Genomic DNA, 24,998 nt, shown 5'->3' with positions numbered 1-24,998 from the left:
GGCGGCGGCTTTCTTGTGAGGGAGCCGCCGTACTTTTCTCAGCGCGTGTCGATATGAGCCGGCCAGCGGTCTGGCCGTGCCATGAATCTTGAAAGTCGATTTTCATGGATCAGATCCTTCAGTTGCTCTTTACGGGCATCGGTATCGGTTCGGTGTACGCATTGGTGGCGCTCGGCTTCGTGCTGATCTTCCGCGCAACCAACGTCGTGAATTTTGCCCAAGGCGAATTCTCGATGGTCGCCGCCTACCTGATGGTCGTGTTCTCGCTCGATCTTGGATGGCCGTACTGGCTGTCATTTCTGCTTGCGCTGGCCGGCATGGCCTTGCTTGGCGTGATCTTCAATCTCGGCGTCTATTATCCGTTGCGCCATCGAACGTACTTGCCGGTGATCATCGCTACCATTGGTGCATCGATCCTGCTCGCGAATTCCGTGCTGGCGATTTACGGGCCTGCGCCGCAGGTGCTGGAGGGCTGGTTCGAGACGCCGGGTATCCAGCTTGGGCCGGTCTACCTTGATAGCCAGTATCTACTGATTATTGCCGTCACACTCGCACTCGTGTTTTTCAATTTCTGGTTCTTCGAACACACGATGCTCGGAAAGAAGCTGCAAGCGACATCCCAGGATAAGGAAATGGCCTCGCTGCTCGGCATTTCCGTGTCGACGATGATCATGATCACCTTTATCTATTCTGCGGTGCTTGGTGGCCTTGCCGGCATTCTCGTCGCGCCCATTCTCTTCGTCTCGATCCAAATGGGTTCGACGATCGCGCTGAAGGCGTTCGCAGCCACCATTATCGGTGGATTTGGCGATGTCACCGGCGCGATCATCGGTGGCATTGCGCTTGGCATCATCGAGACATTCGGCGCAGCTTATATCTCGGTGCCGTACAAGGACGCATTCGCGTTCATGGTGCTCATCCTGTTCCTGGTATTTCGTCCGCAAGGTATCTTCGGCGAACGCGTCGCGGAGAAAGCATGACCATACCGAGCGAAAACGTATCCGTAAGCGCTCCCGCGCGTTCGACACCATCGGTGTTGCGACACGCTCCTTATTTCGTTGTTGCCGCGATCGCCGTAGCGGCCGCGGCGACAATGACTTTCGATGGCTATGTCCTGAACATCCTGATGCAGGCGACGACGTTCGCCGTCGCGGTGTTCGGATTGACCGTTGTGCTTGGATTGTGCGGACAGATCAATCTTGCACAGGCGGCCTTCTTCGGGTTGGGCGCCTATGCCGTCGGTCTCGGCACCGCCGATTATCAGCTCAATTTCTGGCTTTGCCTGATTGCAGGCGCCTTCCTGGCTCTGGCAGCCGGTGCATTGCTTGGCATGAGCACACTCAAATTGGGCGGCCATTATCTCGCAATGGTGACGATCTCGTTCCAGCAGATCGTGACGCTGGTGATGATCAATGCGATCTGGCTCACACGCGGTCCTGATGGCATCTCGAAGATCGGGCGGCCGGCATTGTTTCCGACACAGCAATCGTTCTTAGCCTTCTGCGTGGCGGCGCTTGCGGTGATCGGATACATCATCTGGCAATTGCCTGACACGCGAATGGGGCGGGCCATGCGCGCGGTGCGAGACAACGAACTCGCCGCAGGCGTTGCTGGTATCGATATCTTCAGGACCAAGGTCTCTGCCTTTGCGATCTGCGCTCTGCTGGGAGGCATCGGAGGAGGCCTGTTCGCGGGCGGCTTCTCGTACGTTAGCCCGGACCAGTTCTCGTTCGCAGAATCCATCGTATTTCTCACGATGGCGCTTCTCGGCGGCGTCGCGTCCCCGATCGGTGCAGTGATCGGCACAGGCCTTCTCATTCTCATCCCGGAATGGCTGCGTTTTCTCAAAAGCGTCCCAGGGCTTTACCTCGCCATCTACGGTCTGTTCGTCATTCTGATCGTGCGGTTCATGCCGGACGGCATCTGGGGCTTTGTCCATGAATTGACAGCGAGGTGGCGGACGAAGGCCGCATCGCGTGTGGCTGGCCCAGCGCTGAAGCTTGCGCCGGCCACGACGGGGGGCGACATGGTCCTCGAGGTGACGGGGCTATCGAAGCACTTCGGTGGCCTGAAAGCTGTCGACAAGGTCGATCTCTCCGTTCGTCGCGGTGGCGTTCATGCGCTGATCGGACCGAACGGCTCGGGCAAGACAACGACGTTGAATATGCTGTCGGGCCTTTACAAGGTTACGTCCGGAAAGATCGTGCTGGACGGCACAGACATTACCAACATGCCTCCGCATCAGCGCACAGCAGCGGGACTGGGGCGCACGTTCCAGAACATCAGGCTGTTCCGATCGATGACCGCACTTGAAAACGTCGTCATCGGTGCGGAGCGGCCGGGCAATACCTTGATCGGCAAGGGCGGTCAGGATGAACTGACGCAACGGGCCATGTCGGCGCTGACTTTCGTGGGGCTAGGCGCACGCGCCAATGAGCTTGTTTCCAGCTTCTCATACGGCCATCAGCGCCTGATCGAAATCGCCCGTGCACTTGCCGGAAACCCGACGCTTCTGCTTCTGGACGAACCGGCGGCGGGTTTGAACTCCACAGAGAAGGTCGAGCTTCATGATCTTCTTAAACGCATCGCGGCACAGGGGCTCACCATTCTGATCATCGATCACGACATGACGCTGGTGCGTGAGGCGGCCCAGCACATCACCGTGCTTAACTTCGGTCGCCGCATTGCGGATGGTGAATCGCTGGCGGTGCTGCAGCAGCCAGACGTCATCTCAGCCTATCTCGGGACGGAGTGAACATGGCCCTGCTTGAGATCAAGGACCTTGTCGTCCGTTATGGCGAAATCGAAGCGCTGCGCAGCGTCTCATTGAAGGTAGACGAGGGGCAGGTGGTTACGTTGCTTGGCTCCAACGGCGCGGGCAAATCCACCACGCTGCGTGCGATTTCCGGACTGACGAAACCAAGCGCTGGTGAAATCCTGTTCGATGGAAAATCGGTCGTAGGACTTGGGCCGGAGCAGATCGTCCGGCTCGGGATTTCCCACGTGCCGGAGGGCAGGCGGGTTTTTCCCGGTCTGACCGTGAAGGAAAACATCATGCTCGGCGCGTCCAACCGCCGGGTCGGGAAAGCCGAACTGTCCCGTGAGGCCGACGCGATGTTTGACCTGTTTCCGGATATCCGGGCCTTTTCGGACAAGCTGGGTTGGACGTTGTCCGGCGGACAATTGCAGATGGTGGCAGTGGCGCGCGGTTTGATGGCCAAGCCGCGCCTGTTGCTGCTGGATGAACCTTCGCTGGGGCTTGCCCCCGTCATCGTCCAGGCTGTGTTTCGGATCATTGCCGAAATCCGCCGGAACACAACAGTTTTACTTGTTGAACAAAATGCGCGAATGGGATTGTCCGTCGCCGATTATGGGTATGTGCTGGAAACCGGCCGTCTCGCTCTCGGCGGCAAACCCGACGAGCTGTGGGGTAATGAAGCAATCAGAGCCGCTTATCTAGGCGGCCATACGAAGGCAAACGTCTAACAATGGTTACAATACAAGTTCAGAAGCTCATCGACTTCGTCGCTGACATTTTTTCGCGTGCAGGGTCGTCAAGAGCCGAAGCAGAGCGCATCGCCAAATATCTGACGACCGCAAATCTCACCGGGCATGACAGCCACGGCGTCATTCGCGTGCCGCAATATGTGAAATGGGCGAAAGAAGGCGTCATTGTCCCTGACCAAAAGATCAAGCTGACAGTCGATACGCCGTCGCTGGTGGTTGTCGATGGCGGCTTTGGCTATGGCCAGACCGTGACGCCACAAGCCGTCGCAATCGGCATCGAGAAGTGCAAGGCCAACGGCCTTGCCGCGATGACGTTGCGCAATTCCGGCCATCTCGGGCGCGTCGGCGACTGGGCCGAAATGGCGGCCGCCGAAGGCCTGATCTCGATTTACTTCGTCAATGCTGCAGGCTCGATCCTCGTTGCCCCGTATGGTGGCGTTGCCCGCAAGCTCTCCACGGCGCCTTACTGCGTCGGCATTCCGCGCCCCGGCAAGGATCCGGTCGTGCTCGATTTCGCGACCTCCATCGTCGCCGAAGGCAAAGTCATGGTCGCGAGCCGCGGCGGCAAGAAGCTGCCGAAGGGGGCGCTTGTCACTGAAGACGGCAGCCTGAGCGAAGACCCGCATGTTCTGTACGGGCCTTACGAGCCGAATGGCCCCCGTGTCCATGCGCAGGGTACGGGAGCTATCCGTGCGTTCGGTGAGCATAAAGGCTCGGGTCTGGCGCTGATGTGCGAATTGCTGGGTGGTGCATTGACCGGCAACGGTGCGACCAAGCCGGATCGGCGTTTCGCCAACGGCATGCTGGCGATCTTTATCGATCCAAAGCGCGTGGACCCCGAGCACTTCTTCGACGGCGAAGTGGCGCGCTACATTTCCTACTTCAAGGACAGCAAGCTGGCGCAGGGCCACGATTCGGTTCTCATTCCCGGCGAACCGGAAACCGCAATGCGTGCAGAGCGCACCAAGAACGGCGTGCCGCTGACCGAAGAAACCTGGGAATCGATCACCGCAACCGCGCGCTTGGTCGGAATCGATGACGCGGCTATCGCAAAGGCCGCTCAATAACGACATCAATTGGAGGGCGGTTCATGCATGATGTTCGCCCGAGTGAAACAAAAATCAGAACTGAAACTGGAAACGAGCGAATGGCAAATAAGGTCAAGGAAATCTGGGCGGCCGGCAAAGTCGTCGTGAACGCGTGGCTTGCGATCCCTTCAGGCTTCTCTGCCGAAGTGATGGCGCAGTGTGGATTCGACAGCGTCACCGTCGATATCCAGCACGGCGTGCAGGACTATCAGTCGATGATCCAGTGCTTCCAGGCAATGCAGGCCCATCCGGTCACACCAATGGTTCGCGTGCCATGGAATGAGCCCGGCATCATCGGCAAGGTGCTGGACGGCGGTGCCTATGGCGTGATCTGCCCGATGATCAACACGAAGGAAGAAGCGGAGCGGTTCGTCTCTTACTGCAAGTATCCGCCGCGCGGAGCGCGCAGCAACGGACCGATCCGCGCTATGATGTATGGCTCGGCTGGCACCTATCAGCAGACGGCCAACGATGAGACGCTGTGCATTCCGATGATCGAGACCAAAACTGCGGTCGAGAATCTGGACTCCATTCTCGACGTGCCGGGCATCGCGGGCGTTTACATCGGCCCGTCGGATCTCGGCTTCTCCTACGGCCTGCATCCGACGCTGGACAGGACCGAACCGGAGATGCTTGCGATCTATGAGAAGGTCGTGAAGGCCTGCGAGAAGCGCGGCATATTCCCGGGTATCCACTGCAGTGGCGCGGCCGGCGCGACCCTTGCTATCCAACGTGGTTTCAAGCTGGTCACGATCTTGAACGACAGCGGATTGCTGGCGATGTCGGCCAAGAGCCATATCGCAGAAACGCGCAAGAATTCCGGCGGGAAGGCATAAGGCACGCCTTCTTCGCGGAACCAGACGAAAGATGCCCGGCTTCGTGCCGGGCATCCACGTTTTCTGCTATACGATACAGATTAAAGAGGCCGGAGAGGATATCCGGCAAAACCAAAGTTACAAACGGGAGACTCCCATGGCGCCAGCACCCGTCATTCGGCTGCATTCTGAGGACAGCGTTGTGATCGCGCGCGCGGCGTTGTTGCCCGGCGTCGAAGTCGCGCAAGGCGTCACTGTGACGGAACGAATTCCGGCCGGTCATAAGGTCGCTGTTAAGCCGATTGCCGTCGGTGAGCCGGTCAAACGATACGGCCAGATTATCGGTTTCGCGACCAAGCCGATCGCGCCGGGGCAGCATGTCCACGTGCAGAACATCGGCATGGGCGAGTTCTCGAAGGACTACGCATGGGGCGTGGACGTCAAGCCGACGCCAAATTTTGACTTGCCCGCGACATTCCAGGGGATACGTCGTCCGGATGGACGCGTCGCGACGCGTAATTACATCGGCATTCTGACCAGCGTGAACTGCAGCGCCCACGTCGCGGGCCTCGTCGCGGATGTGTTCAAGAAGAATCCATTTACGGGACATGATCCGCTGGCGGATTATCCCAATGTCGACGGCGTCGTCGCGCTCACGCACAAGACCGGTTGCGGGATGACACAGCTCGAGCCGCTCACGGTGCTCCGGCGCACGCTCGGTGGTTATGCGCGGCACGTAAACTTCTCCCACGTGATCGTGCTCGGTCTTGGGTGCGAGATGAACCAGATCGGCGGGTTCATGGAAGAGCAGAAGCTCGCCGGACGGTTGCGCGCCATGGACATCCAGGAGGTTGGCGGTTCACGCAAGACGGTCGAGGCAGCCGTTGCTTTCGTGCGCGAAGTGCTTGCGGATTCCAACAAAGTGAAGCGCGAAGCCTGTCCGGCGAGCGAATTGACCGTTGCCCTGCAGTGTGGCGGTTCGGACGGCTATTCAGGCGTATCGGCAAATCCTGCACTCGGTGTGGCGAGCGATCTCCTGGTGCGGCATGGCGGCACGGTCATTCTGTCGGAAACACCAGAAACCTATGGCGCGGAACACTTGCTGACGCGCCGCGCGGTGAGCCGCGAGGTCGGCGAGAAGCTCGTGGCGCTGATGCGCTGGTGGGAGGAGTACACCGCACGTGAAGGCGCGGAGATGGATTCCAACCCGAGCCCCGGCAACAAGGCAGGTGGTCTCACCACCATTCTCGAAAAGTCGCTGGGCGCGATGGCGAAGGCCGGCAGCACCAATCTGGTTGACGTAGTCGCCTATGCCGAAGCCGTCACGAAGAAGGGCTTTGTCTTCATGGACACTCCGGGCTTCGATCCGGTTGCCGCGACCGGCCAGGTCGCGGGTGGTGCAAACCTTGTCTGCTTCACTACGGGGCGTGGCAGCGTGTTCGGCTGCAAGCCCGCGCCGTCCATCAAGCTCGCGACCAACACGCCGATGTTCAAGCGCATGGAAGAGGACATGGACGTGAACTGCGGCACGATCCTCGACGGCGATGAAACCGTGCAGAAATGCGGGGAGCGCATCTTCAACCTGATGCTGCGCGTTGCATCGGGCGAGCAGACCAAGAGCGAAGCGTTTGATTTCGGTGCTGCCGAATTCGCGCCATGGGTGCTTGGCGCAACCATGTAACGCAAGGCAACGCGATCGACCGTCAACGCAACGGAGTGATCATGTCTCTTTTCAGAAGTGCGCTCGCTTTTGTTGCCTTATTCTTTTCCAACTCTGTGTACGCGCAGGACTGGCCGGCCCGACCCATCACGCTGGTTGTCCCGTTTGCCGCGGGCGGCACCACGGATCTGGTGGCGCGACCAATTGCGCAAGCCCTGACGGAAAAGCTCGGTCAGCCCGTTATCGTGGAGAACCGCGCCGGGGCGGGCGGTACGCTCGCGGCTGGGATGGCCGCGAAGGCCGCGCCGGATGGTTACACCATCTTTCTGGCCACCGTGGCCCACACGATGGCGCCGGGTCTCTACAAGTCGCTGCCGTATGATTTCGAGAAAGATTTCGAGCCGGTGACGCTGGCTGCCCAAGTGCCCAACGTGCTGATCGTCCATCCATCGGTACCTGCGAAAACGGTTGACGAGCTGATCGCCTATATCAAGGCCAATCCGGGCAAGATCAATTTTGGCTCAGCGGGGCCGGGCAGCACGGAACACATGTCGGGCGAGCTGTTCCGGGCGATGCTGGGTGCCGATATGGTGCATGTGCCTTACAAGGGCGGTGCGCCGATGATGACTGATCTGATCGCCGGACAAATTCAGATGGCGATCGAGACCAGCGGATCGGCTATGCCTCACATTCAGGCTGGCAGCGTCCGCGCGCTTGCGGTCAGCACCGCCGAACGCTCGCCTTTCTTCCCCGATTTGCCGACACTCGCGGAAGCTAGATTGAACGGTTATGACGTTACCACCTGGTTTGGTTTCATGGTGCCCAAGAGGACGCCGCCTGCGGTTCGCGACAAGCTCTACAAGCAAATCAGCAATATCCTGAAGGAGCCCAATATCGTCGCGCGGTTGCGGGACATGGGCGCGCAACCTGGCGGCCAACCGTCGGCCGAAGTGGCCAGTTTCATCGCTGCGGAAACCGTGAAGTGGAAGAAGGTCGCCAAGGATTCCGGTGCCCGGATCGATTAAAGCGCCAGCTTTGCCTTTCGGCGGGAAATGGTCTTTAAGTGCGGCTCGCGCACGAATTTTCGCTTAAGAATCTGACGGACAAAGCAAAATGACCAAAGGTCTCAAGAAGGGGCTGACCAGCTACGGCGATCCCGGGTTTTCGCTGTTCCTGCGTAAAGCCTTCATCAAGGCAATGGGCTATTCCGACGACGCGCTGGAGCGTCCCATTGTCGGCATCACCAACACCTACAGCGATTACAATCCCTGTCACGGCAATGTTCCGCAGTTGATCGAGGCCGTGAAGCGCGGCGTCATGCTGGCCGGCGCCATGCCGATGGTGTTCCCGACCATTTCGATTGCCGAGAGCTTTTCGTACCCGACGTCGATGTATCTTCGCAATCTGATGGCAATGGATACCGAAGAGATGATCCGCGCGCAGCCGATGGACGCGGTGGTGGTGATCGGCGGCTGTGACAAGACGCTTCCCGCGCAGATCATGGCCGCTGTCAGCGCCGACCTGCCGACAGTGGTAATCCCGGTGGGCCCGATGGTCGTCGGCCATCACAAGGGCGAAGTACTCGGCGCGTGCACCGATTGTCGCCGCATGTGGGGCAAATATCGCGCAGGCGAGATCGATGCCGAAGAGATCGAGGCGGTCAACGGCCGTCTCGCGCCATCGGTCGGCACCTGCATGGTGATGGGCACCGCGAGCACCATGGCGTGCATCACCGAAACGTTGGGGCTGTCGCTGCCCATGAGCGCGACCATCCCGGCGCCGCACGCCGAGCGCATCCGTTCGGCTGAGGCCAGCGGCAAGCGCGCCGCTGAGATGGCTGTGACCGGTGGTCCGCGTCCGAGCGAGTTGCTGACGCCATCGGCGTTCCGCAACGCGCAAGTGGTGCTCCAAGCCATCGGCGGCTCGACCAATGGTCTGATCCATCTGACCGCGATCGCCAACCGCACGCCTCACAACATCGAACTGGATGCTTTCGACCAGCTCGGCCGTGAAGTGCCCGTGCTGATCGACCTCAAGCCATCCGGCCAGCACTACATGGAACACTTCCACCATGCCGGTGGCGTTCCGAAGCTGATGAAGGAGCTCGGCGACCTGATCGACCTCGATGCCAAGACGGTTGCCGGTGGCACGCTGCGCGATGTTGTGGCAAAGGCCGAAGAGGTGCCGGGACAGGATGCAATCCGTTCGCGTGGCAATCCCATCAAGTCCGAAGGTGCGATGGCCGTCCTGCACGGCAATCTCGCGCCGCGTGGTGCGGTCATCAAGCAGTCCGCGGCAAGTCCGCATCTGTTGCAGCACACCGGCCGAGCCGTTGTCTTCGAATCCGTCGAGGACATGACGCAGCGCGTCGACGATCCAAACCTCGATGTGAAGGCTGAGGACGTGTTGGTGCTGCGCAATGCGGGACCGAAGGGCGCGCCGGGCATGCCGGAGGCAGGTTACCTGCCGATCCCGCAAAAGATCCTGCGCACGGGTGTGAAGGACATGGTGCGTATTTCCGATGCGCGCATGAGCGGCACCGCGTTCGGCACTATCGTGTTGCACATCACGCCGGAGTCTGCGGTAGGCGGTCCACTCGGTTTGGTGAAAACCGGCGACATGATCAAGCTCGATGTTGCTGGCCGCAGCATCGAGCTCCTGGTTGATGAGGCTGAACTGAAGAAGCGGCAGGCCGCTCTTCCGAAATCACAGACGCCGGATTGGGCGAAGCGCGGTTACGCACAGCTCTTTAATGAGACAATCACGCAGGCCGATGAGGGCTGCGACTTCGATTTCATGCGGCGCGAAGGGAAGTAGTCACTTCGCCAGCTGTGGAATAAAAAATGCCGGGCCAAAGCCCGGCATTTTTCTTATCAAGTGCTCTAAGTCCAAGCTTAGTAGGTCGCGCGGCCACCCGAGATGTCGAATACGGCGCCGGTGGTATAGAGGCATTCTTCCGACGCCATCCAAGTAACGAGTGATGCGAGTTCATCGACCTTGAGGAAGCGCCCGCGTGGGATCTTGGACAGCATGAAGTCGATGTGCTGCTGCGTCATCTGATCGAAGATTGCGGTCTTTGCAGCCGCCGGGGTAACTGCATTAACGGCAACGTCCGTGCCGGCCAACTCCTTGCCGAGCGACTTTGTCAGCGCGATCACACCGGCCTTGGAGGCTGAATAGTGCGAGGCGTTGGGATTGCCTTCCTTACCTGCGATCGAGGCAATGTTCACGATGCGTCCGTAGTTCTGCTTCGTCATCGTTGGCACGACGGCTTTGCAGCAGATGAAGGGGCCATCGAGGTTGATTTTCATCACCTGACGCCACTCATCATAGGACAGGTCCGCGACGGGCTTGTTGACGCCAGCGATACCTGCGTTGTTGACGAGAATATCGATGCGGCCGAATGTCTTCAGCGTCACGGCAGTGGCTGCTGCGACAGCCTCAACGCTGGTGACGTCAACCTCCAGGGCCATCACCGCAGGACCGATTTCCTTTGCAGTCTTGTCCGCCAGCGGTTGGTCGAAATCCCAGATGGCGACTTTTGCACCCGAGGCGACAAAGCGTTCAGTGATGGCGCGGCCAAAACCCTGCGCGCCGCCGGTGACGACGGCAACTCGTCCGTTCAGATCAATCTTGTTCAAGGCGTTTCTCCAGATCTGTTTTACCATAGCGTTTTCAAGCGAAGTGGATTCCGGTTCGCGTGAAGAAAACGCGTCCACTCAAAAACTAGAGCGTCCAGCCGCCGTCGATGATGTGCGCAACACCGGTCGTGAAGGCGCTTTCATCACTGGCGAGATAGACGGCAAGCGCAGCAATTTCTTCTGCGGTACCGAGCCGGCCCATGGGCTGGCGGCTGACGAACATGTCCCGGCCGCCGGTGCCGAGTGCCGCTGCACGGCCCAACATGGACGGCGTTTCGATGGTACCGGGGCAAATCGCGTTGCAGCGGATGCCCTTGGTGATGAAATCGACAGCCACGGCGCGGGTGAGTGCGGCAACGGCCGCCTTGGTGGCGCTGTAGACGTAGCGGTTCGGTGCGGCCTTGAACACGCCCGCAGCCGAGGAGACGTTGACGATCGAACCGCCGCCGCCTTCGAGCATGGCGGGCAGAAACGCTTTGATCGTGCGGTGCATGGACTTCACGTTGAGGTCGAACGAGAAGTCCCAGTCGTCTTCAGAGCACTCCAGCACCGTGCCGTTGTGCACGAAGCCCGCCGCGTTCAGCAGGATATCAACCTTGCCGACACGCTTGGCTAGGGCATCGACCGCCGCTGTGTCACGCGCATCGAGCTTGAAGGTTTCCGTGACACCTTCCTTGGTCAGTGTTGCGACGACCTTTTCGTCAAGGTCGGTCGCGATCACGGTGGCGCCTTCTTTAGCAAAGGCGAGGGCGCACGCGCGCCCGATCCCCGCAGCACCCGCCGTGACGAATGCGCGCTTGCCTTTCAATCGATCAGACATTTGTTTCCTGCCTTGAATTGTTTCTTAGTGGTTGTCGCGTGCAACGCCGATGGTGCCCGCGATGTTATGGTAGCGCGTCGCAAGTTCGAGGCACGCGCCGGTGGATTGCTGGCCGACGGTGTTGCGATAAAGCTCTTGCCACGGTGTTTGGTTGCTGGGGAACGGAAAGCCGCCCTTCGCCATCAGATCCGCATGGCGCTGCTTCACCTCATCAGCGGAGATCAAAATGTTCGCTTCGCCCTTGTTCAGGTCGATGCGGACACGATCACCGGTCCTCAGAATCGCAAGACCGCCGTTGGCAGCCGCCTCTGGAGAAGCATTGAGGATCGATGGCGAGCCCGAGGTACCGGACTGCCGTCCATCGCCGATGCACGGCAACGAGGTGATGCCCTTTTTGATCAGGGCCGCGGGTGGCTGCATATTCACCACTTCCGCACCGCCGGGATAGCCGATCGGGCCGACACCGCGCACGAACAGCATGCAGTGCTCGTCGATGTTCAGTGACGGATCGTCGATGCGATCGTGATAGTCTTCGGGGCCCTCGAACACGATGGCGCGTCCTTCGAAGGCTTCAGGATCTTTCGGGTTCGACAAGTAGCGGTCGCGGAATTCCTTCGAGATCACGCTGGTCTTCATGATGGCGGAATCGAACAGATTGCCTTTCAGGACGATGAATCCTGCGTCCTTCACCAACGGCTTGTCGTAGGTGCGGATCACGTCGTTGTCCGGCGTCACCGCGGCCTTGCAGTTCTCACCCATGGTCTTGCCGTTGACGGTCAACGCACCTTCATGGATGCGCTTGTGCTTCATCAGCTCGCGTACCACGGCCGGCACGCCGCCCGCCCTGTGATACTCCTCGCCGAGATAGAAGCCCGCAGGCTGCATGTTCACGAGCAGCGGCACATCGTGGCCGAATTTCTGCCAATCCTCGATGGTGAGTTCGACGCCGATATGGCGGGCGAGAGCATTGATGTGGATCGGTGCGTTCGTCGAGCCGCCGATCGCCGAATTCACCACGATGCAGTTTTCGAATGCCTCGCGGGTGAGGAAATCCGACGGCTTGAGATCTTCCCACACCATCTCGACGGCGCGTTTGCCGGTTTCATAGGCAATCTGCCCGCGCTCGCGATAGGGCGCCGGAATGGCCGCGCAACCGGGCAATGAGAAGCCGAGCGCCTCTGCCAGGGAATTCATGGTCGAGGCGGTGCCCATGGTGTTGCAATGGCCAACCGAAGGCGCGGAGGACGCGACGATGTCCATAAATTCATCGTAATTGATCTTGCCGGCGGCCATTTCTTCGCGCGACTTCCAGACCACGGTACCGGAGCCGGTGCGTTCGCCATTAAACCAGCCGTTGAGCATCGGTCCGCCGGAAAGCACGATCGCGGGAATATTGACCGTTGCCGCAGCCATCATACAGGCCGGAGTTGTTTTGTCGCATCCGGTGGTCAGCACCACGCCGTCCAGCGGATAGCCGAACAGGATTTCCACAAGGCCGAGATAGGCAAGGTTACGGTCAAGCGCCGCGGTCGGCCGCTTTCCGGTTTCCTGGATCGGATGGGTTGGGAATTCCATAGCGATGCCGCCAGCCTCGCGGATGCCCTCGCGCACGCGCTGAGCGAGCTCGATATGGTGGCGGTTGCAGGGAGAAAGATCGTTGCCGGTCTGCGCGATGCCGATAATCGGCTTGCCGGACTGCAATTCCTGACGGGTCAGGCCGTAATTCAGGTAGCGCTCAAGATAAAGCGCGGTCATGCCCGGATTATGGGGATTGTCGAACCAAAGTTGGGAACGGAGCTTGCGGCTCTTGCCTTTATTATTATTGGCGTTGTTGTCGTTGGCGTTTTTTGTCACTGTTTTCTCCCGCACTGCACACAACGAGTTTGTGTGACTGGCTTCAGTAATGTTTGCATGTCGGCCCGACCTCTGCAACGTTGCCGGGCCAAACATCCGATCTTTGACCATTTAAGGGACACGAGTAAAAAAGTCTGATAAGACATCAGTCTAATAGCAAGAACGGTCAAACCGCTGGCAATACCTTCAAGATAAACTTCCAAACCGAAGTTTCAGAATACGACAGAGCAGCGACGGCTTGAGGGCCGGACGACGCCGGGGAATACAAGGAGAGAGTTACATGGCGTCCGTGCACATTCACGACGTGCGTAAATCGTTTGGCGGATTCGAAGTTCTGCACGGCGTGACAGTTCCGATCGAGGACGGTCAGTTCGTGGTTCTCGTGGGGCCCTCGGGCTGCGGAAAATCGACCTTGCTGCGCATGCTGGCGGGTCTGGAAAAGATTACATCAGGAACGATTTCGATCGGAGACCGCGTCGTGAACGACGTGCAGCCGAAGGAGCGGGACATCGCCATGGTGTTCCAGAATTACGCGCTGTATCCGCACATGACCGTCGGGCAGAACATGGGCTTTTCGCTCAAGTTGCGTAACGCCAACCAGGACGAGATTAACAAGCTCGTGAACCGAGCCGCTGACATTCTGGGTTTGAAGGAAATGTTGGATCGTTATCCGCGGCAGTTGTCTGGCGGCCAGCGCCAGCGCGTTGCCATGGGCCGCGCAATTGTACGCGATCCACAAGTGTTCCTGTTCGACGAACCGCTCTCGAACCTGGATGCCAAGCTGCGCGTTGCCATGCGTACCGAAATCAAGGAGCTGCATCAGCGGCTCAAGACCACTACGGTTTACGTAACGCACGACCAGATCGAAGCGATGACCATGGCAGACAAGATCGTCGTCATGCATGATGGAATCGTGGAGCAGATGGGCTCGCCGCTCGAGCTTTACGATCATCCGGACAACAAGTTCGTTGCCGGATTCATCGGCTCGCCCGCGATGAATTTCCTCGAAGGCAAGCTCGTCAACAGCAATCAACCTTATGTCGAAACGGCAAACGGCAGCCGTCTGCCGCTGCTGGCATCACGTTCCGGGCTGGATGGAATGCCCGTGACCTACGGCATCCGTCCTGAGCATCTCGAATTCGCCGATGATGGCGTTGAGGCAGAGGTTGCCGTCGTCGAGCCGACCGGCTCGGAGACACAGATCGTTGCGCGCATCGGTGATCAGGATCTGATTGCTGTGATCCGCGATCGACGTCCGGTCAAGCCGGGCGACAAGATCAAGCTGAGGCCGGTCGCGAGTTCGGCACACGTCTTCGACAAGGAGACAGGAAAGCGCCTGATCAACTGATCACGTTTGAAAACAATAACGTTCGTAACGAATAGCCGGTCCGCATCATTAAGAGCCGGTGTAACAGGGAGAAGGTCAATTATGACGACGTTTATGCCAAATCGACGGTCGTTGCTGAAAGGTGGCGCCTCGGTGCTCGCTGGTGCGGCAACCCTGACGGCCGACCAACTGATGGGCTTTGCTAAGGCTTGGGCGCAGACCGCCCAGTGGAAGCCGGAAGCAGGCGCCAAGATCAATCTGCTGCGCTGGAAGCGCTTCGTGGAAGCTGAAGATCAGGCTTTCATGAACATGATCCAGGCTTTCACCAAGGCGACGGGTGTGGAAGTCAACGTCTCTAACGAATCCTACGACGACATCCAGCCGAAGGCTTCGGTTGCCGCCAACACGGGGCAGGGCCTCGACATGGTGTGGGGTCTCTATTCACTGCCGCACTTGTTCCCAGAAAAGTGCACCGACGTCACCGACGTGGCGACCTACCTCGGTGGCAAGTACGGCGGCTGGGCGCCTTCGGCCGACGCCTACGGCAAGTCCAAGGGCAAGTGGATCGGCATTCCAATCGCCTGCACCGGCGCACTGATGAATTATCGCATCAGCTCGATGGAAAAGGCCGGCTTCAAGGAATTCCCGAAGGACAACGCGGGCTTCCTCGAACTCTGCAAGGGATTGAACAAGAACGGCACCCCTGCGGGCATGGCGATCGGCCACGCTTCGGGCGATGCCAACACCTGGATGCACTGGGCGCTGTGGTCGCACGGTGGTTACCTTGTCGACAAGAACGATAAGGTCATCATCAACTCGCCTGAGACGATGAAGTCGCTGGAATACGTGAAGGCGCTCTACGAGACCTTCATTCCAGGCACCGCGTCGTGGAACGACTCCTCGAACAACAAGGCGTTCCTGTCTGGCCAGCTCCACTGCACCGTCAACGGCATCTCGGTTTACGTGACGGCGTCGAAGGAAAACAAAGCCATCGCCGACGACATGAACCACGCCTATATGCCGATCGGCCCGGTGGGCAAGCCGACCGAATTGCATCTGCCGTTCACGATGCTGACCTTCAACTTCACCAAGTACCCACAAGCTTGTAAGGCACTGACGGCATTCATGCTTGAGGCCGACCAGTTCAATCCGTGGGTCTCGGCTGCGCAGGGCTATCTCTCGCACTTCCTGCTGGCTTACGACGCCAATCCGATCTGGACCGCCGATCCGAAGCGCACTGTGTATCGCGATGTGGCCAAGCGCACGCTCACTCCGGCGGGCCTCGGCACGCTGGGTGAAAACGCGGCGGCGGCGATCGCGGACTTCATCGTGGTCGATATGTTCGCGAACTACTGCACCGGCCGTGAAGATGCCAAGGGCGCGATGGCGTCTGCTGAACGGCAGGCCAAGCGGCTCTATCGTTAAGTTTGATTCCGCCGGCGCGAGTCCATTCGCGCCGGCGTCTTTTGTTAGTCTGAGAAGGTCCGGCCCATGAGCACGATACCGGCGTCGATGCCCGCACCGAAGCCATATGTCAGTACGCTGTCGTTCTGGCAGCGGCTGTCCGCGAACCGTAACTGGATCGCATTCTGGTTCATGCTCCCTGCGGGCGCGTTCCTGTTGTTATTCCTGGCCTATCCCCTCGGCCTCGGCATATGGATGAGCTTCACCGACCTGCGCATCGGGCGCGGCGGCAGCTTTATCGGCCTCGAAAACTACCAATGGTTGATGGACGACGCCGTCTTCTGGCTGTCGGTGACCAACACGCTGATCTACACGGCGGTTGCGAGCGCGATCAAATTCGCGATCGGGCTCTACCTGGCGCTGCTGCTGAACCGCAATATGCCAGGAAAGGCGATCATTCGTGCTGCGGTGCTGATTCCGTTCATCGTGCCGACGGTGCTCTCCGCCATCGCATTCTGGTGGATTTACGATTCGCAGTTTTCGATCATTTCATGGTCGCTGCGGAGGTTGGGTCTCATCGATTACAACATCAATTTCCTTGGCGATGCGACTTGGGCGCGCATCTGCGTGATCATTGCCAATATCTGGCGCGGTGTACCCTTTGTCGCCATTACCTTGCTGGCAGGCCTGCAGACTGTTTCGCCGTCGCTTTACGAAGCCGCGACGCTTGACGGTGCCACTAATTGGCAGCGGTTCCGCTACATCACGTATCCGATCCTCACGCCGATCATTGCCGTCGTCATGACGTTCTCGGTGCTGTTCACGTTTACGGACTTCCAGTTGATCTGGGCGTTGACGCGTGGCGGCCCGGCGAACTCGACGCATCTGATGGCGACGCTCAGCTATCAGCGCGGCATTCTCAGCGGTCGCCTGGGTGAGGGCGCCGCGATTGCCACCGCCATGATTCCGTTCCTTCTTGCCGCGATTACCATCTCGTGGTTCGGCATGCAGCGCCGCAAATGGCAGCAAGGATCCGACAATGACTGATCACGCCGCACATCCGCCAGCGACCGTCGCCGCGAGCGACAACAGCGAGGGCATGAGCTATCTGGAATCTTTGCCCAGCAAGATCGTTACGCTCTACATCCCGCTGTTCATCATTCTGGTCATCTTGCTATTTCCGTTCTATTGGATGGCTCTGACATCCATTAAGCCGGATGCGCAATTGATCGACATGGATACGTTCAACCCGTTCTGGGTTGTCGATCCGACATTGAAGCACATCAAGAAGCTTCTGTTCGAAACCCAGTATCCCCGCTGGCTATGGAACACGATGTACGTGGCCACCGCTGCGACGTTCCTGTCGATCGTGGCGAGCGTTTTGGCCGCCTATGCGATCGTTCGTCTGCGGTTCAAGGGCTCGAACGTCGTTAGTGCATCGATCTTCCTGGCCTATCTCGTTCCTCCGTCAATCCTGTTTATTCCGCTGGCGTCGGTGATCCATTCCTATGGATTGTTCGATTCACCGATGTCGCTCATCCTGGTCTATCCCACGTTGCTTATTCCGTTCTCGACCTGGCTGCTGATGGGATATTTCAAGACCATTCCTTACGAGCTTGAGGAATGCGCGTTGATCGACGGCGCGAGCCGCTGGCAGATCCTGGTCAAGATCATTCTGCCGCTGGCGATTCCTGGGTTGATCTCAGCGTTCATCTTCTGCTTCACGCTGTGCTGGAACGAGTTCATCTACGCGTTGACGTTCCTATCCTCGACACAAAACAAGACGGTCCCCGTCGCTATCGTCAACGAGTTCGTCGATGGTGACGTCTACAAGTGGGGATCGCTGATGGCGGGTGCGCTGGTCGGCTCGCTGCCGCTGGTCATTCTCTACGCATTCTTTGTCGAGCACTACGTGTCGGCCATGACCGGCGCCGTCAAAGAATAATCTCAACTTCAAGAAAGACCCAGAGAAAGGGCGAGGCCTTGCATATTCTTGTTCTCGGTGCTGCCGGCATGGTCGGGCGTAAGCTGGTCGACCGGCTGTTGAGCGATGGCCGTCTTGGCAAGACCGACATCACACGTATGACGCTGCAGGATGTGGTGCCACCGGCCAAGCCGAATACATCCATCCCGGTAGAGACCGTGACGTGCGATGTGTCCGAGCAGTCGGCGGTCGTGAAGCTGGTCGCCGGCAAACCGGACGTGATCTTTCATCTTGCGGCAATTGTGTCTGGCGAAGCGGAAGCGGATTTTGACAAAGGCTATCGCATAAATCTCGACGGAACCCGCTATCTGATCGACGCGATCCGTGCGATTGGCGGCAACTACAAGCCGCGGGTGGTGTTCACGTCATCGATTGCGGTTTTCGGCGCGCCGTTCCCTGAGAAGATCGGCGACGAATTCTTCAACACGCCGCTGACCAGCTACGGCACGCAGAAGACGATCGGCGAGCTTTTGATTTCGGATTACACCCGCAAAGGCCTGCTTGACGGCGTTTCTATCCGTCTGCCGACCATCTGCGTTCGTCCAGGCTTGCCGAACAAGGCCGCTTCCGGCTTCTTCTCCAACATCATTCGTGAGCCTCTCGCAGGAAAGGAAGCCGTCCTTCCGGTCTCTGAGGATGTGCGTCATTGGCATGCGTCGCCGCGCTCAGCCGTAGGCTTTTTGATCCATGCGGCGACGATGGACACCAACATCATCGGCCCGCGTCGTGCACTCAGCATGCCAGGTCTCTCGGCCACAGTTGGCGAGCAGATTGCCGCGCTTACGCGCGTGGCTGGTGCAAACGTCACGTCGCGTATCAAGCGCGAACCTGATCAAACGATTATGGGGATCGTCGCCGGCTGGCCGCGCGATTTCTCTACCGAGCGTGCGCTGAAGCTTGGCTTCACCACGGCGGAAAAGACGTTTGATGACATCATCCGCATTCATATCGAGGATGAACTCGGCGGAAAGTTCGTTAACTGACAACGTCCGGTGCAGCGATGACGGAAGTCGCCTGCATCGGCGAATGCATGATCGAGCTTACCGAAGGTGGCGGCAATCAACTGACGCGCGGCTTTGGTGGGGACACGCTCAACACGGCAGTTTATCTCGCGCGCCTCCGTGTGCAGGTGGACTACGTTACCGCGCTGGGGGATGATCCGTTCAGCGATGAGCTGGTCGCGGCCTGGCAGGGAGAAGGCGTCGGCACCGGCCGCGTATTGCGGATCCCCGGCAAGATGCCGGGGCTTTATGCAATCCGCACCAATGCAGTTGGCGAACGATCGTTCTACTATTGGCGCGATAGCGCCGCCGCCCGCGCGCTGCTCGATCAGCCGGAGTCAGGCGCGCTTCTTGACGCGCTCAAATCGCACAGGCTGATTTATCTGTCGGGAATTACACTCTCGCTCTTTAGCGAGGAGGGGCGTGGTCGTCTCGTCGCCGCTCTGAAGAAGGCCCGCGAGAGCGGCAGCCGTATTGCGTTCGATACCAATTTCCGGGCGCGGGGCTGGCCGGTGCTTGAGGACGCGAGGCGCGCTTATCAAGCCCTGCTCGATACTTCGGACGTCGTGCTGGCCTCGACTGAGGATCTGGTGCCGCTCTATGGCGAGCGGCCCCGTCACGAGCTGCTCGATCTCCTGGTAGCGGACGAAGCGATCTTGAAACTCCCGGAGCCTGCCTGCGTTGTCAGGTCCAGCGGCACGGATCACATCGTGAAGGCGGGCCCAGTTGCGAGGGTTGTTGATACCACGGCGGCGGGAGACAGTTTTTCTGCCGCCTATCTTGCGGCTCGATTGCGAGGATCGTCGCCCCTGGAAGCAGCTGAGGCGGGACACCGCCTTGCGGGAGCGGTTGTGGCGCATCGCGGGGCCATTATCCCGCGTTCTGAAATGCCGCCGTTGAGCACGAAGGCAAGGGAACACTGAAGAATGAGCGCACAGTCCGCACCGATGGCACGCGATGAAGAGCTTATTGGCCTTCTGAAGTCGGCACAGGTCATTCCCGTTTTGACCATCGAGCGGGTCGAGGATGCTGTTCCGCTCGCGAGCGCCTTGGTTCTGGGTGGCGTCAAGACGCTCGAGATCACGCTGCGAACGGATGCAGCAGTCGATGCGGCGAAAGCAATCATTGCCGAGGTGCCTGACGCCGTTGTTGGCATCGGAACGATTACAACGGCGGACGACCTCAAACGCGCGCAGGCGGTTGGTGCACGCTTCGGGGTCAGTCCCGGTGCAACGCCGGCCTTGCTCGATGCGGCCGCCAAAAGCGGTCTACCGTTTTTGCCCGGCATCGCAACAGCATCCGAGTTGATGCAGGCGCAAGCACACGGCTTCAATGTGCTGAAGTTCTTTCCGGCGGAGCAGTCCGGCGGTATCGACATGCTTCGCGCGCTGGCAGGTCCGTTTCCTCACACGCGTTTCTGTCCGACAGGAGGCATCGGCGGTGCCAACGCTGCCGCGTGGCTGGCTGAACCGAATGTCGTTGCCGTCGGCGGATCGTGGCTTTGTCCATCAACGGATGTCAAATACGCGAACTGGGAAGTTATCACCGCACGCTGCATCGATATGATGAAGACGTTGCGGCGACGTTCGCGTTAATTAGAAGCCCATCGCTGCGCCGTCGCTGCGCGGGTCGGTCGCCCCTTCAAAGACGCCGTTCGGGTGCATGACCACCGCGCCGGCATGGCCCATGGTCGATGTGAAATCCGGCAGCATCTCGATATCGTGACCCGCGTCGCGCATCGCTTGCACGACCTTGGGATCGAAGCGGCTTTCGAGCTTGAGGGTCACCGTGGCATCGCCCCAGGTCTTTCCAAGCAGCCAGCGCGGCGCTGTTACTGCAGCCTGCAGGCCTTCGCCGTACATGGCGTAACGGCTGAACACGGCCGACTGGCTCTGCGGCTGGCCTTCGCCGCCCATGTTACCATAGACCATGCGGCGTCCGTCGTTGAATAGCGCCATGGCTGGGTTGAGCGTGTGGAACGGCTTCTTGCCAGGCAGTAACGCGCGCGGTCCATTGCCATCAAGCAGGAAGCTCGAACCGCGGTTCTGCCAGACGATGCCGGAATTCTCCAACACGCAGCCGGAACCGAATTCGAAGTAGATGCTCTGGATGAAGCTAACGGCGATGCCGTCCTTGTCGATAGCGCCGAGCCACACAGTGTCGCCGGGATTGACCGGCACCGGCCAGGGCAGGGCGCGCTTGCGATCGATCTTCGCAGCGAGTTCGTTGAGCTTCTCGGATTTGAGATAGTCCTCGGCCTTTTCTATCATGTGTGCCGGATCGCCGATGATGCGATCGCGCACGAGAAATGCCTGCTTGGTCGCTTCGACAATGCTGTGCAGATAGTCGAAGCTTTCGGCTTCCTTCACACCGAGCCGGTCGAACAGTGCAAGGATCATCAGTGACGCGAGACCTTGCGTCGGTGCGGGGAAGTTATAGAGCGTTGCGCCTTCGATTGCGACATGAAGCGCTTCGCGGCGCTGCGCCTTCTGGGCCTTGAGATCGTCGAGGGTCACCGGCGAGCCGCAGCGCTTGAGGTCCGCCGCAATCTCCTTGGCAAGCTCTCCCGTGTAGAAATCCATCGGGCCGTGCTGGCCGATGCGCCGAAGTGCGTTGCCGAGCGCTGGGATTTTCATCAGCTCGCCTTCCTTCGGCAATTTTCCGCCGAGCAGGAAGGTGTCGATGAAGCCCGGGGAATCTTTCAGTTCGGCGAATTTGGTTTCCGTCAACTCCTGCTGTCCAGCGGTAACGACGAAGCCGTTCTCCGCCGACCAGACGGCGTCTTCTACAAGACGCGAGAAGGGAAGTCGTCCGCCTAACTCCTGGCTGATCGCGAAGGTCTCCGCCCAACCGGAAAGCGTACCTGCCACGGTGTTCGCGGCAAGCGGTCCGCGCGACGGAATAGCGGAGAGGCCTTTGGCGCGATAGAAATCTGTCGTCGCTGCCTGAGCGGATGCGCCGCAGCCATCCACCGCGATGGGAGGTTTTCCGTTCGCTGAAATCAGCCAGAAGCCATCGCCGCCGATCGAGTTCATGTGCGGATAGACGACCGGCAGGCTCGCTGCCATGGCAAGCGTTGCCTCGATCGCGTTGCCGCCTTCGCGCAATACGCGCAGTCCAGCTTCACTGGCGAGATGATGGGGTGAAGTCACCATACCGCGGCGGGAGCGGGGCGTATTCAGCATGCGTCGTGTCCGTCTTGTGGAAAGTCAGGAGGGGCGAGGTGGGGTCTGTGTAGGCCAAAATGGCCCTGTAGCAAAAGACAAAAACGCCCGGTTCAAAGCCCAGAAGGGCTTGAAATCCGGGCGTTTTTTGACGTGCCTATACTTTGACCATGCGCTTGCCGCGATTTTCTCCTGCGAGAAGTCCGATCAGTGCCTGCGGCGTGTTTTCGAGGCCGCTGATAACGTCTTCCTGCACCTTGAGCTGGCCGGCTTTGACCCAGGATTGCAAATCGGCCAGCGCCTGATCGCGCTGGTCGTAGTAATCCGTGACGATGAAACCTTGCATGGTCAGCCGTTTGACGACGATCAAGCCCGGAATGCCACGCGGCCCGGTCGCCGAGGGAGCGCCGTCGTATTGCGAGATCGCGCCACAACAGGCAATGCGGCCACGCAAATTCATCTGCGGCAGGCAGGCTTCGAGAATGTCCCCGCCGACGTTATCGAAATAGACATCGATGCCGTTCGGCGCTGCTGCCTTCAACGCCTTGAAGATGGCTTCGCTCTTGTAGTCGACGGCTGCATCGAACCCGAGTTCAGACGTCAACCAGTCGCATTTGTCCTTGCCGCCGGCGACGCCGATCACGCGACATCCCTTGATCTTGGCGATCTGGCCAACAATGGAGCCGACAGATCCGGCTGCCGCGGAAACCACGACTGTTTCGCCCGATTTTGGTTTGCCGACATTAAGCAATCCAAAATAAGCGGTGAGGCCTGCGATACCGAATACGCTCAGAAGATGCGTCAGCGGCTCCATGCGTGGCACCTTGACGAGATGCTTTGCCGGGACGGCGGCGAAATCCTGCCACCCCGTGTCGCCAAAAACGAGATCGCCGGGCGCGAAGCCCGGAGCCTTGGAGGCCACCACTTCTGCAAGACCGCCGCCGGCCATTACCGAATTGGCTTCCACCGCCGAGCGATAGGTTGCACCCTGCATCCACGCGCGGTTAGCCGCATCGAGCGAGATGTAGAGGACGCGCAGCAGAACCTCACCGTCCTTCGGTTCCGGCACGGCGGATTCCGACATCTTGAAATGCTGCGGGCCGAGTTTCCCGGTCGGTTTTTCGACCAGCAGAATTTGGCGATTGGTGGCTTGTGCCATGGCGCTTCCTCGAATGTTCTTTGTTTCACTGCTCACAATAACAGCGTTTTGGTCCCAACTGGAAATCCCGTTTTGCTGCAGAGCACGATAGATTATCAATGAAGTTATTCGGGCTAGTGGAGTGGCAATGATCTACCGTCATCAAATTGGATCACGCTCGTTCGTGTTTCAAAGTCTGGGTGACCTGCTCGCCAAGGCATCGCCACCGCGTTCAGGCGATCGCCTTGCCGGTATTGCCGCGGAAAGTGCTGAGGAGATGGTCGCGGCACGGATGGCGCTCGCGGATGTCCCGCTGCAGCAATTCCTGCTCGAAGCTGTTGTTCCTTACGAAGACGACGAAGTCACACGGCTCATCATCGACACCCATGACAAACCGGCTTTCGACGTGGTGTCGTCCCTGACAGTCGGTGCATTCCGTGACTGGTTGCTGTCCGATGCGGCAACGTTCGCTGTCCTGCAGGAAGTTGCACGCGGTCTCACGCCGGAAATGGTGGCGGCCGTGTCAAAGCTTATGCGCAACCAGGATCTCATTCTGGTGGCGCGGAAGTGTGAAGTGATCACGCGCTTCCGCGACACCATCGGCTTGCATGGTCGCATGAGCGTGCGGCTGCAGCCCAATCACCCCTTCGATGATGCAAAGGGAATTACAGCGTCAATCCTCGACGGTCTCCTGCTTGGCGCGGGTGATGCCTGTATCGGCATCAACCCGGCGAGCGACGATCCTGCCGTCATTGGCGATCTGTTGCGCCTGCTCGACAGCGTCATTTCGCGCCTGGAAATCCCCACGCAAAGCTGTGTGCTGACCCACGTTACAACAACGCTCGATCTGATGGGCAAGGGCCTGCCGGTCGATCTGGTGTTCCAGTCGATTGCCGGCACCGAGGCGGCCAACCGGAGTTTTGGGATCGATCTTGCGATCCTTAAAGAAGCGCATCAGGCGGCGTTATCGCTGCGCCGGGGAACGATCGGCAGCAATGTAATGTATTTCGAGACTGGACAGGGCTCGGCGCTGTCGGCGAACGCCCATCACGGGATCGACCAGCAAACGCTCGAGGCACGAGCCTACGCGGTCGCGCGGTCGTTCGATCCGCTGCTGGTGAACAGCGTGGTCGGCTTCATCGGTCCTGAATATCTCTATGATGGGAAGGAGATCATCCGCGCGGGCCTGGAGGACCACTTCTGTGGCAAGCTGCTCGGCCTACCGCTGGGGGTTGACGTTTGCTACACCAATCATGCCGAAGCCGATCAGGACGACATGGACAATTTGCTGACGCTGCTGGCTGCGGCGGGCGTGTCCTTCATCATGGGGGTGCCCGGCGCCGACGATGTCATGCTAAACTATCAGTCGACGTCTTTTCACGACGCACTCTACGTCCGGGAGGTGTTTGGCCTCAAGCGGGCGCCCGAATTTGATGCCTGGATGCAACACGTCGGCCTCGCAGGAGAGGGGCTCCGCTTGAAGAGTAACGAAATGCGCCTACCTGAGTTTGCATCCGAGCTGGTGCGGGGATTGCTTCCCGCGCATTAATGTCCAGAGTTCAGGCTGTCGCATTCGTGCCCTAATCTGACCGAAT

The 24,998-nt window shown here is 59.3% G+C and carries 20 protein-coding genes and 1 pseudogene; 16 read left to right on the top strand and 5 right to left on the bottom strand.

Annotated elements, in window-relative coordinates; all coding sequences use genetic code 11:
• Positions 1 to 104: 104 nt before the first annotated feature.
• The 8 genes and pseudogenes from ACZ5C3_RS19570 to ACZ5C3_RS19535 all read left to right on the top strand — a co-directional run bounded on the left by ACZ5C3_RS19570 (position 105) and on the right by ACZ5C3_RS19535 (position 9,887).
• Positions 105 to 980, top strand: a complete 876-nt coding sequence (locus ACZ5C3_RS19570) for a branched-chain amino acid ABC transporter permease (protein WP_464032265.1) — start codon at positions 105 to 107, stop codon at positions 978 to 980.
• Entirely contained in the window at positions 977 to 2,755 is a 1,779-nt protein-coding gene (locus ACZ5C3_RS19565; RefSeq protein WP_464032263.1) for a branched-chain amino acid ABC transporter ATP-binding protein/permease, read from the top strand. The genes ACZ5C3_RS19570 and ACZ5C3_RS19565 overlap by 4 nt, the downstream gene beginning before the upstream one ends.
• Positions 2,756 to 2,757: 2 nt before the next feature.
• Complete coding sequence (locus ACZ5C3_RS19560) at positions 2,758 to 3,486, top strand: ABC transporter ATP-binding protein (RefSeq protein WP_464032261.1); 729 nt, start codon at positions 2,758 to 2,760, stop codon at positions 3,484 to 3,486.
• Between the two features lie 17 nt (positions 3,487 to 3,503).
• Positions 3,504 to 4,574 (top strand): annotated as a pseudogene (locus tag ACZ5C3_RS19555) (malate/lactate/ureidoglycolate dehydrogenase); the annotation flags it as partial.
• An 80-nt stretch (positions 4,575 to 4,654) separates the two neighbouring features.
• Complete coding sequence (locus tag ACZ5C3_RS19550) at positions 4,655 to 5,431, top strand: HpcH/HpaI aldolase family protein (protein WP_464032259.1); 777 nt, start codon at positions 4,655 to 4,657, stop codon at positions 5,429 to 5,431.
• Between the two features lie 136 nt (positions 5,432 to 5,567).
• Entirely contained in the window at positions 5,568 to 7,091 is a 1,524-nt protein-coding gene (locus tag ACZ5C3_RS19545) for a UxaA family hydrolase (protein WP_464032258.1), read from the top strand.
• Between the two features lie 41 nt (positions 7,092 to 7,132).
• Positions 7,133 to 8,095, top strand: coding sequence for a Bug family tripartite tricarboxylate transporter substrate binding protein (locus ACZ5C3_RS19540; RefSeq protein WP_464032256.1), 963 nt, complete (start codon positions 7,133 to 7,135; stop codon positions 8,093 to 8,095).
• 88 nt (positions 8,096 to 8,183) lie between these two features.
• A complete protein-coding gene (locus tag ACZ5C3_RS19535) occupies positions 8,184 to 9,887 on the top strand; it encodes an IlvD/Edd family dehydratase (protein WP_464032254.1) in 1,704 nt (567 codons plus the stop codon).
• 77 nt (positions 9,888 to 9,964) lie between these two features.
• On the opposite strand, the gene ACZ5C3_RS19530 is transcribed toward ACZ5C3_RS19535, so the two are convergent.
• The 3 genes from ACZ5C3_RS19530 to ACZ5C3_RS19520 all read right to left on the bottom strand — a co-directional run bounded on the left by ACZ5C3_RS19530 (position 9,965) and on the right by ACZ5C3_RS19520 (position 13,385).
• Positions 9,965 to 10,711, bottom strand: a complete 747-nt coding sequence (locus tag ACZ5C3_RS19530; RefSeq protein ID WP_464032252.1) for an SDR family NAD(P)-dependent oxidoreductase — start codon at positions 10,709 to 10,711, stop codon at positions 9,965 to 9,967.
• Positions 10,712 to 10,796: 85 nt separating this feature from the next.
• Entirely contained in the window at positions 10,797 to 11,531 is a 735-nt protein-coding gene (locus tag ACZ5C3_RS19525; protein ID WP_464032250.1) for an SDR family oxidoreductase, read from the bottom strand.
• Positions 11,532 to 11,555: 24 nt separating this feature from the next.
• On the bottom strand, positions 11,556 to 13,385 hold the full coding sequence (locus ACZ5C3_RS19520) for an IlvD/Edd family dehydratase (protein ID WP_464032248.1): 1,830 nt from the start codon (positions 13,383 to 13,385) through the stop codon (positions 11,556 to 11,558).
• 280 nt (positions 13,386 to 13,665) lie between these two features.
• Here ACZ5C3_RS19520 and ACZ5C3_RS19515 point away from each other — a divergent pair, with 280 nt between their 5' ends.
• The 7 genes from ACZ5C3_RS19515 to eda all read left to right on the top strand — a co-directional run bounded on the left by ACZ5C3_RS19515 (position 13,666) and on the right by eda (position 20,696).
• Entirely contained in the window at positions 13,666 to 14,733 is a 1,068-nt protein-coding gene (locus ACZ5C3_RS19515) for an ABC transporter ATP-binding protein (RefSeq protein WP_464032246.1), read from the top strand.
• 81 nt (positions 14,734 to 14,814) lie between these two features.
• Positions 14,815 to 16,137: an ABC transporter substrate-binding protein gene (locus ACZ5C3_RS19510; protein ID WP_464044230.1), complete on the top strand. Its 1,323-nt coding sequence runs from the start codon at positions 14,815 to 14,817 to the stop codon at positions 16,135 to 16,137.
• Positions 16,138 to 16,203: 66 nt separating this feature from the next.
• Positions 16,204 to 17,163, top strand: coding sequence for a carbohydrate ABC transporter permease (locus ACZ5C3_RS19505; RefSeq protein ID WP_464032244.1), 960 nt, complete (start codon positions 16,204 to 16,206; stop codon positions 17,161 to 17,163).
• On the top strand, positions 17,156 to 18,061 hold the full coding sequence (locus ACZ5C3_RS19500) for a carbohydrate ABC transporter permease (protein ID WP_464032242.1): 906 nt from the start codon (positions 17,156 to 17,158) through the stop codon (positions 18,059 to 18,061). The genes ACZ5C3_RS19505 and ACZ5C3_RS19500 overlap by 8 nt, the downstream gene beginning before the upstream one ends.
• Before the next feature lie 38 nt (positions 18,062 to 18,099).
• The gene (gene denD / locus ACZ5C3_RS19495; protein WP_464032240.1) at positions 18,100 to 19,083 is read left to right on the top strand and encodes a D-erythronate dehydrogenase; all 984 of its coding nucleotides are present in this window, start codon (positions 18,100 to 18,102) and stop codon (positions 19,081 to 19,083) included.
• A 17-nt stretch (positions 19,084 to 19,100) separates the two neighbouring features.
• Positions 19,101 to 20,024, top strand: a complete 924-nt coding sequence (locus tag ACZ5C3_RS19490; RefSeq protein WP_464032239.1) for a sugar kinase — start codon at positions 19,101 to 19,103, stop codon at positions 20,022 to 20,024.
• 3 nt (positions 20,025 to 20,027) lie between these two features.
• Positions 20,028 to 20,696 (top strand): bifunctional 4-hydroxy-2-oxoglutarate aldolase/2-dehydro-3-deoxy-phosphogluconate aldolase, encoded by a 669-nt coding sequence (gene eda, locus ACZ5C3_RS19485; protein WP_464032237.1) that lies wholly within the window; start codon positions 20,028 to 20,030, stop codon positions 20,694 to 20,696.
• Here the strand turns inward: eda and ACZ5C3_RS19480 are convergent, their stop codons facing one another.
• Together ACZ5C3_RS19480 and ACZ5C3_RS19475 are read right to left on the bottom strand one after the other, a co-directional pair.
• Positions 20,697 to 22,286 (bottom strand): gamma-glutamyltransferase family protein, encoded by a 1,590-nt coding sequence (locus ACZ5C3_RS19480; RefSeq protein WP_464032235.1) that lies wholly within the window; start codon positions 22,284 to 22,286, stop codon positions 20,697 to 20,699.
• A 136-nt stretch (positions 22,287 to 22,422) separates the two neighbouring features.
• Complete coding sequence (locus ACZ5C3_RS19475; protein WP_464032234.1) at positions 22,423 to 23,424, bottom strand: NADP-dependent oxidoreductase; 1,002 nt, start codon at positions 23,422 to 23,424, stop codon at positions 22,423 to 22,425.
• 127 nt (positions 23,425 to 23,551) lie between these two features.
• On the opposite strand from ACZ5C3_RS19475, the gene ACZ5C3_RS19470 reads away from it, so the two are divergent.
• The gene (locus tag ACZ5C3_RS19470; protein ID WP_464032232.1) at positions 23,552 to 24,952 is read left to right on the top strand and encodes an ethanolamine ammonia-lyase subunit EutB; all 1,401 of its coding nucleotides are present in this window, start codon (positions 23,552 to 23,554) and stop codon (positions 24,950 to 24,952) included.
• Positions 24,953 to 24,998 lie beyond the last annotated feature (46 nt).

It is taken from the genome of Afipia dichlorophenoxyacetatis (assembly GCF_055386385.1).
This window is presented reverse-complemented; position numbering and strand designations above follow the sequence as displayed.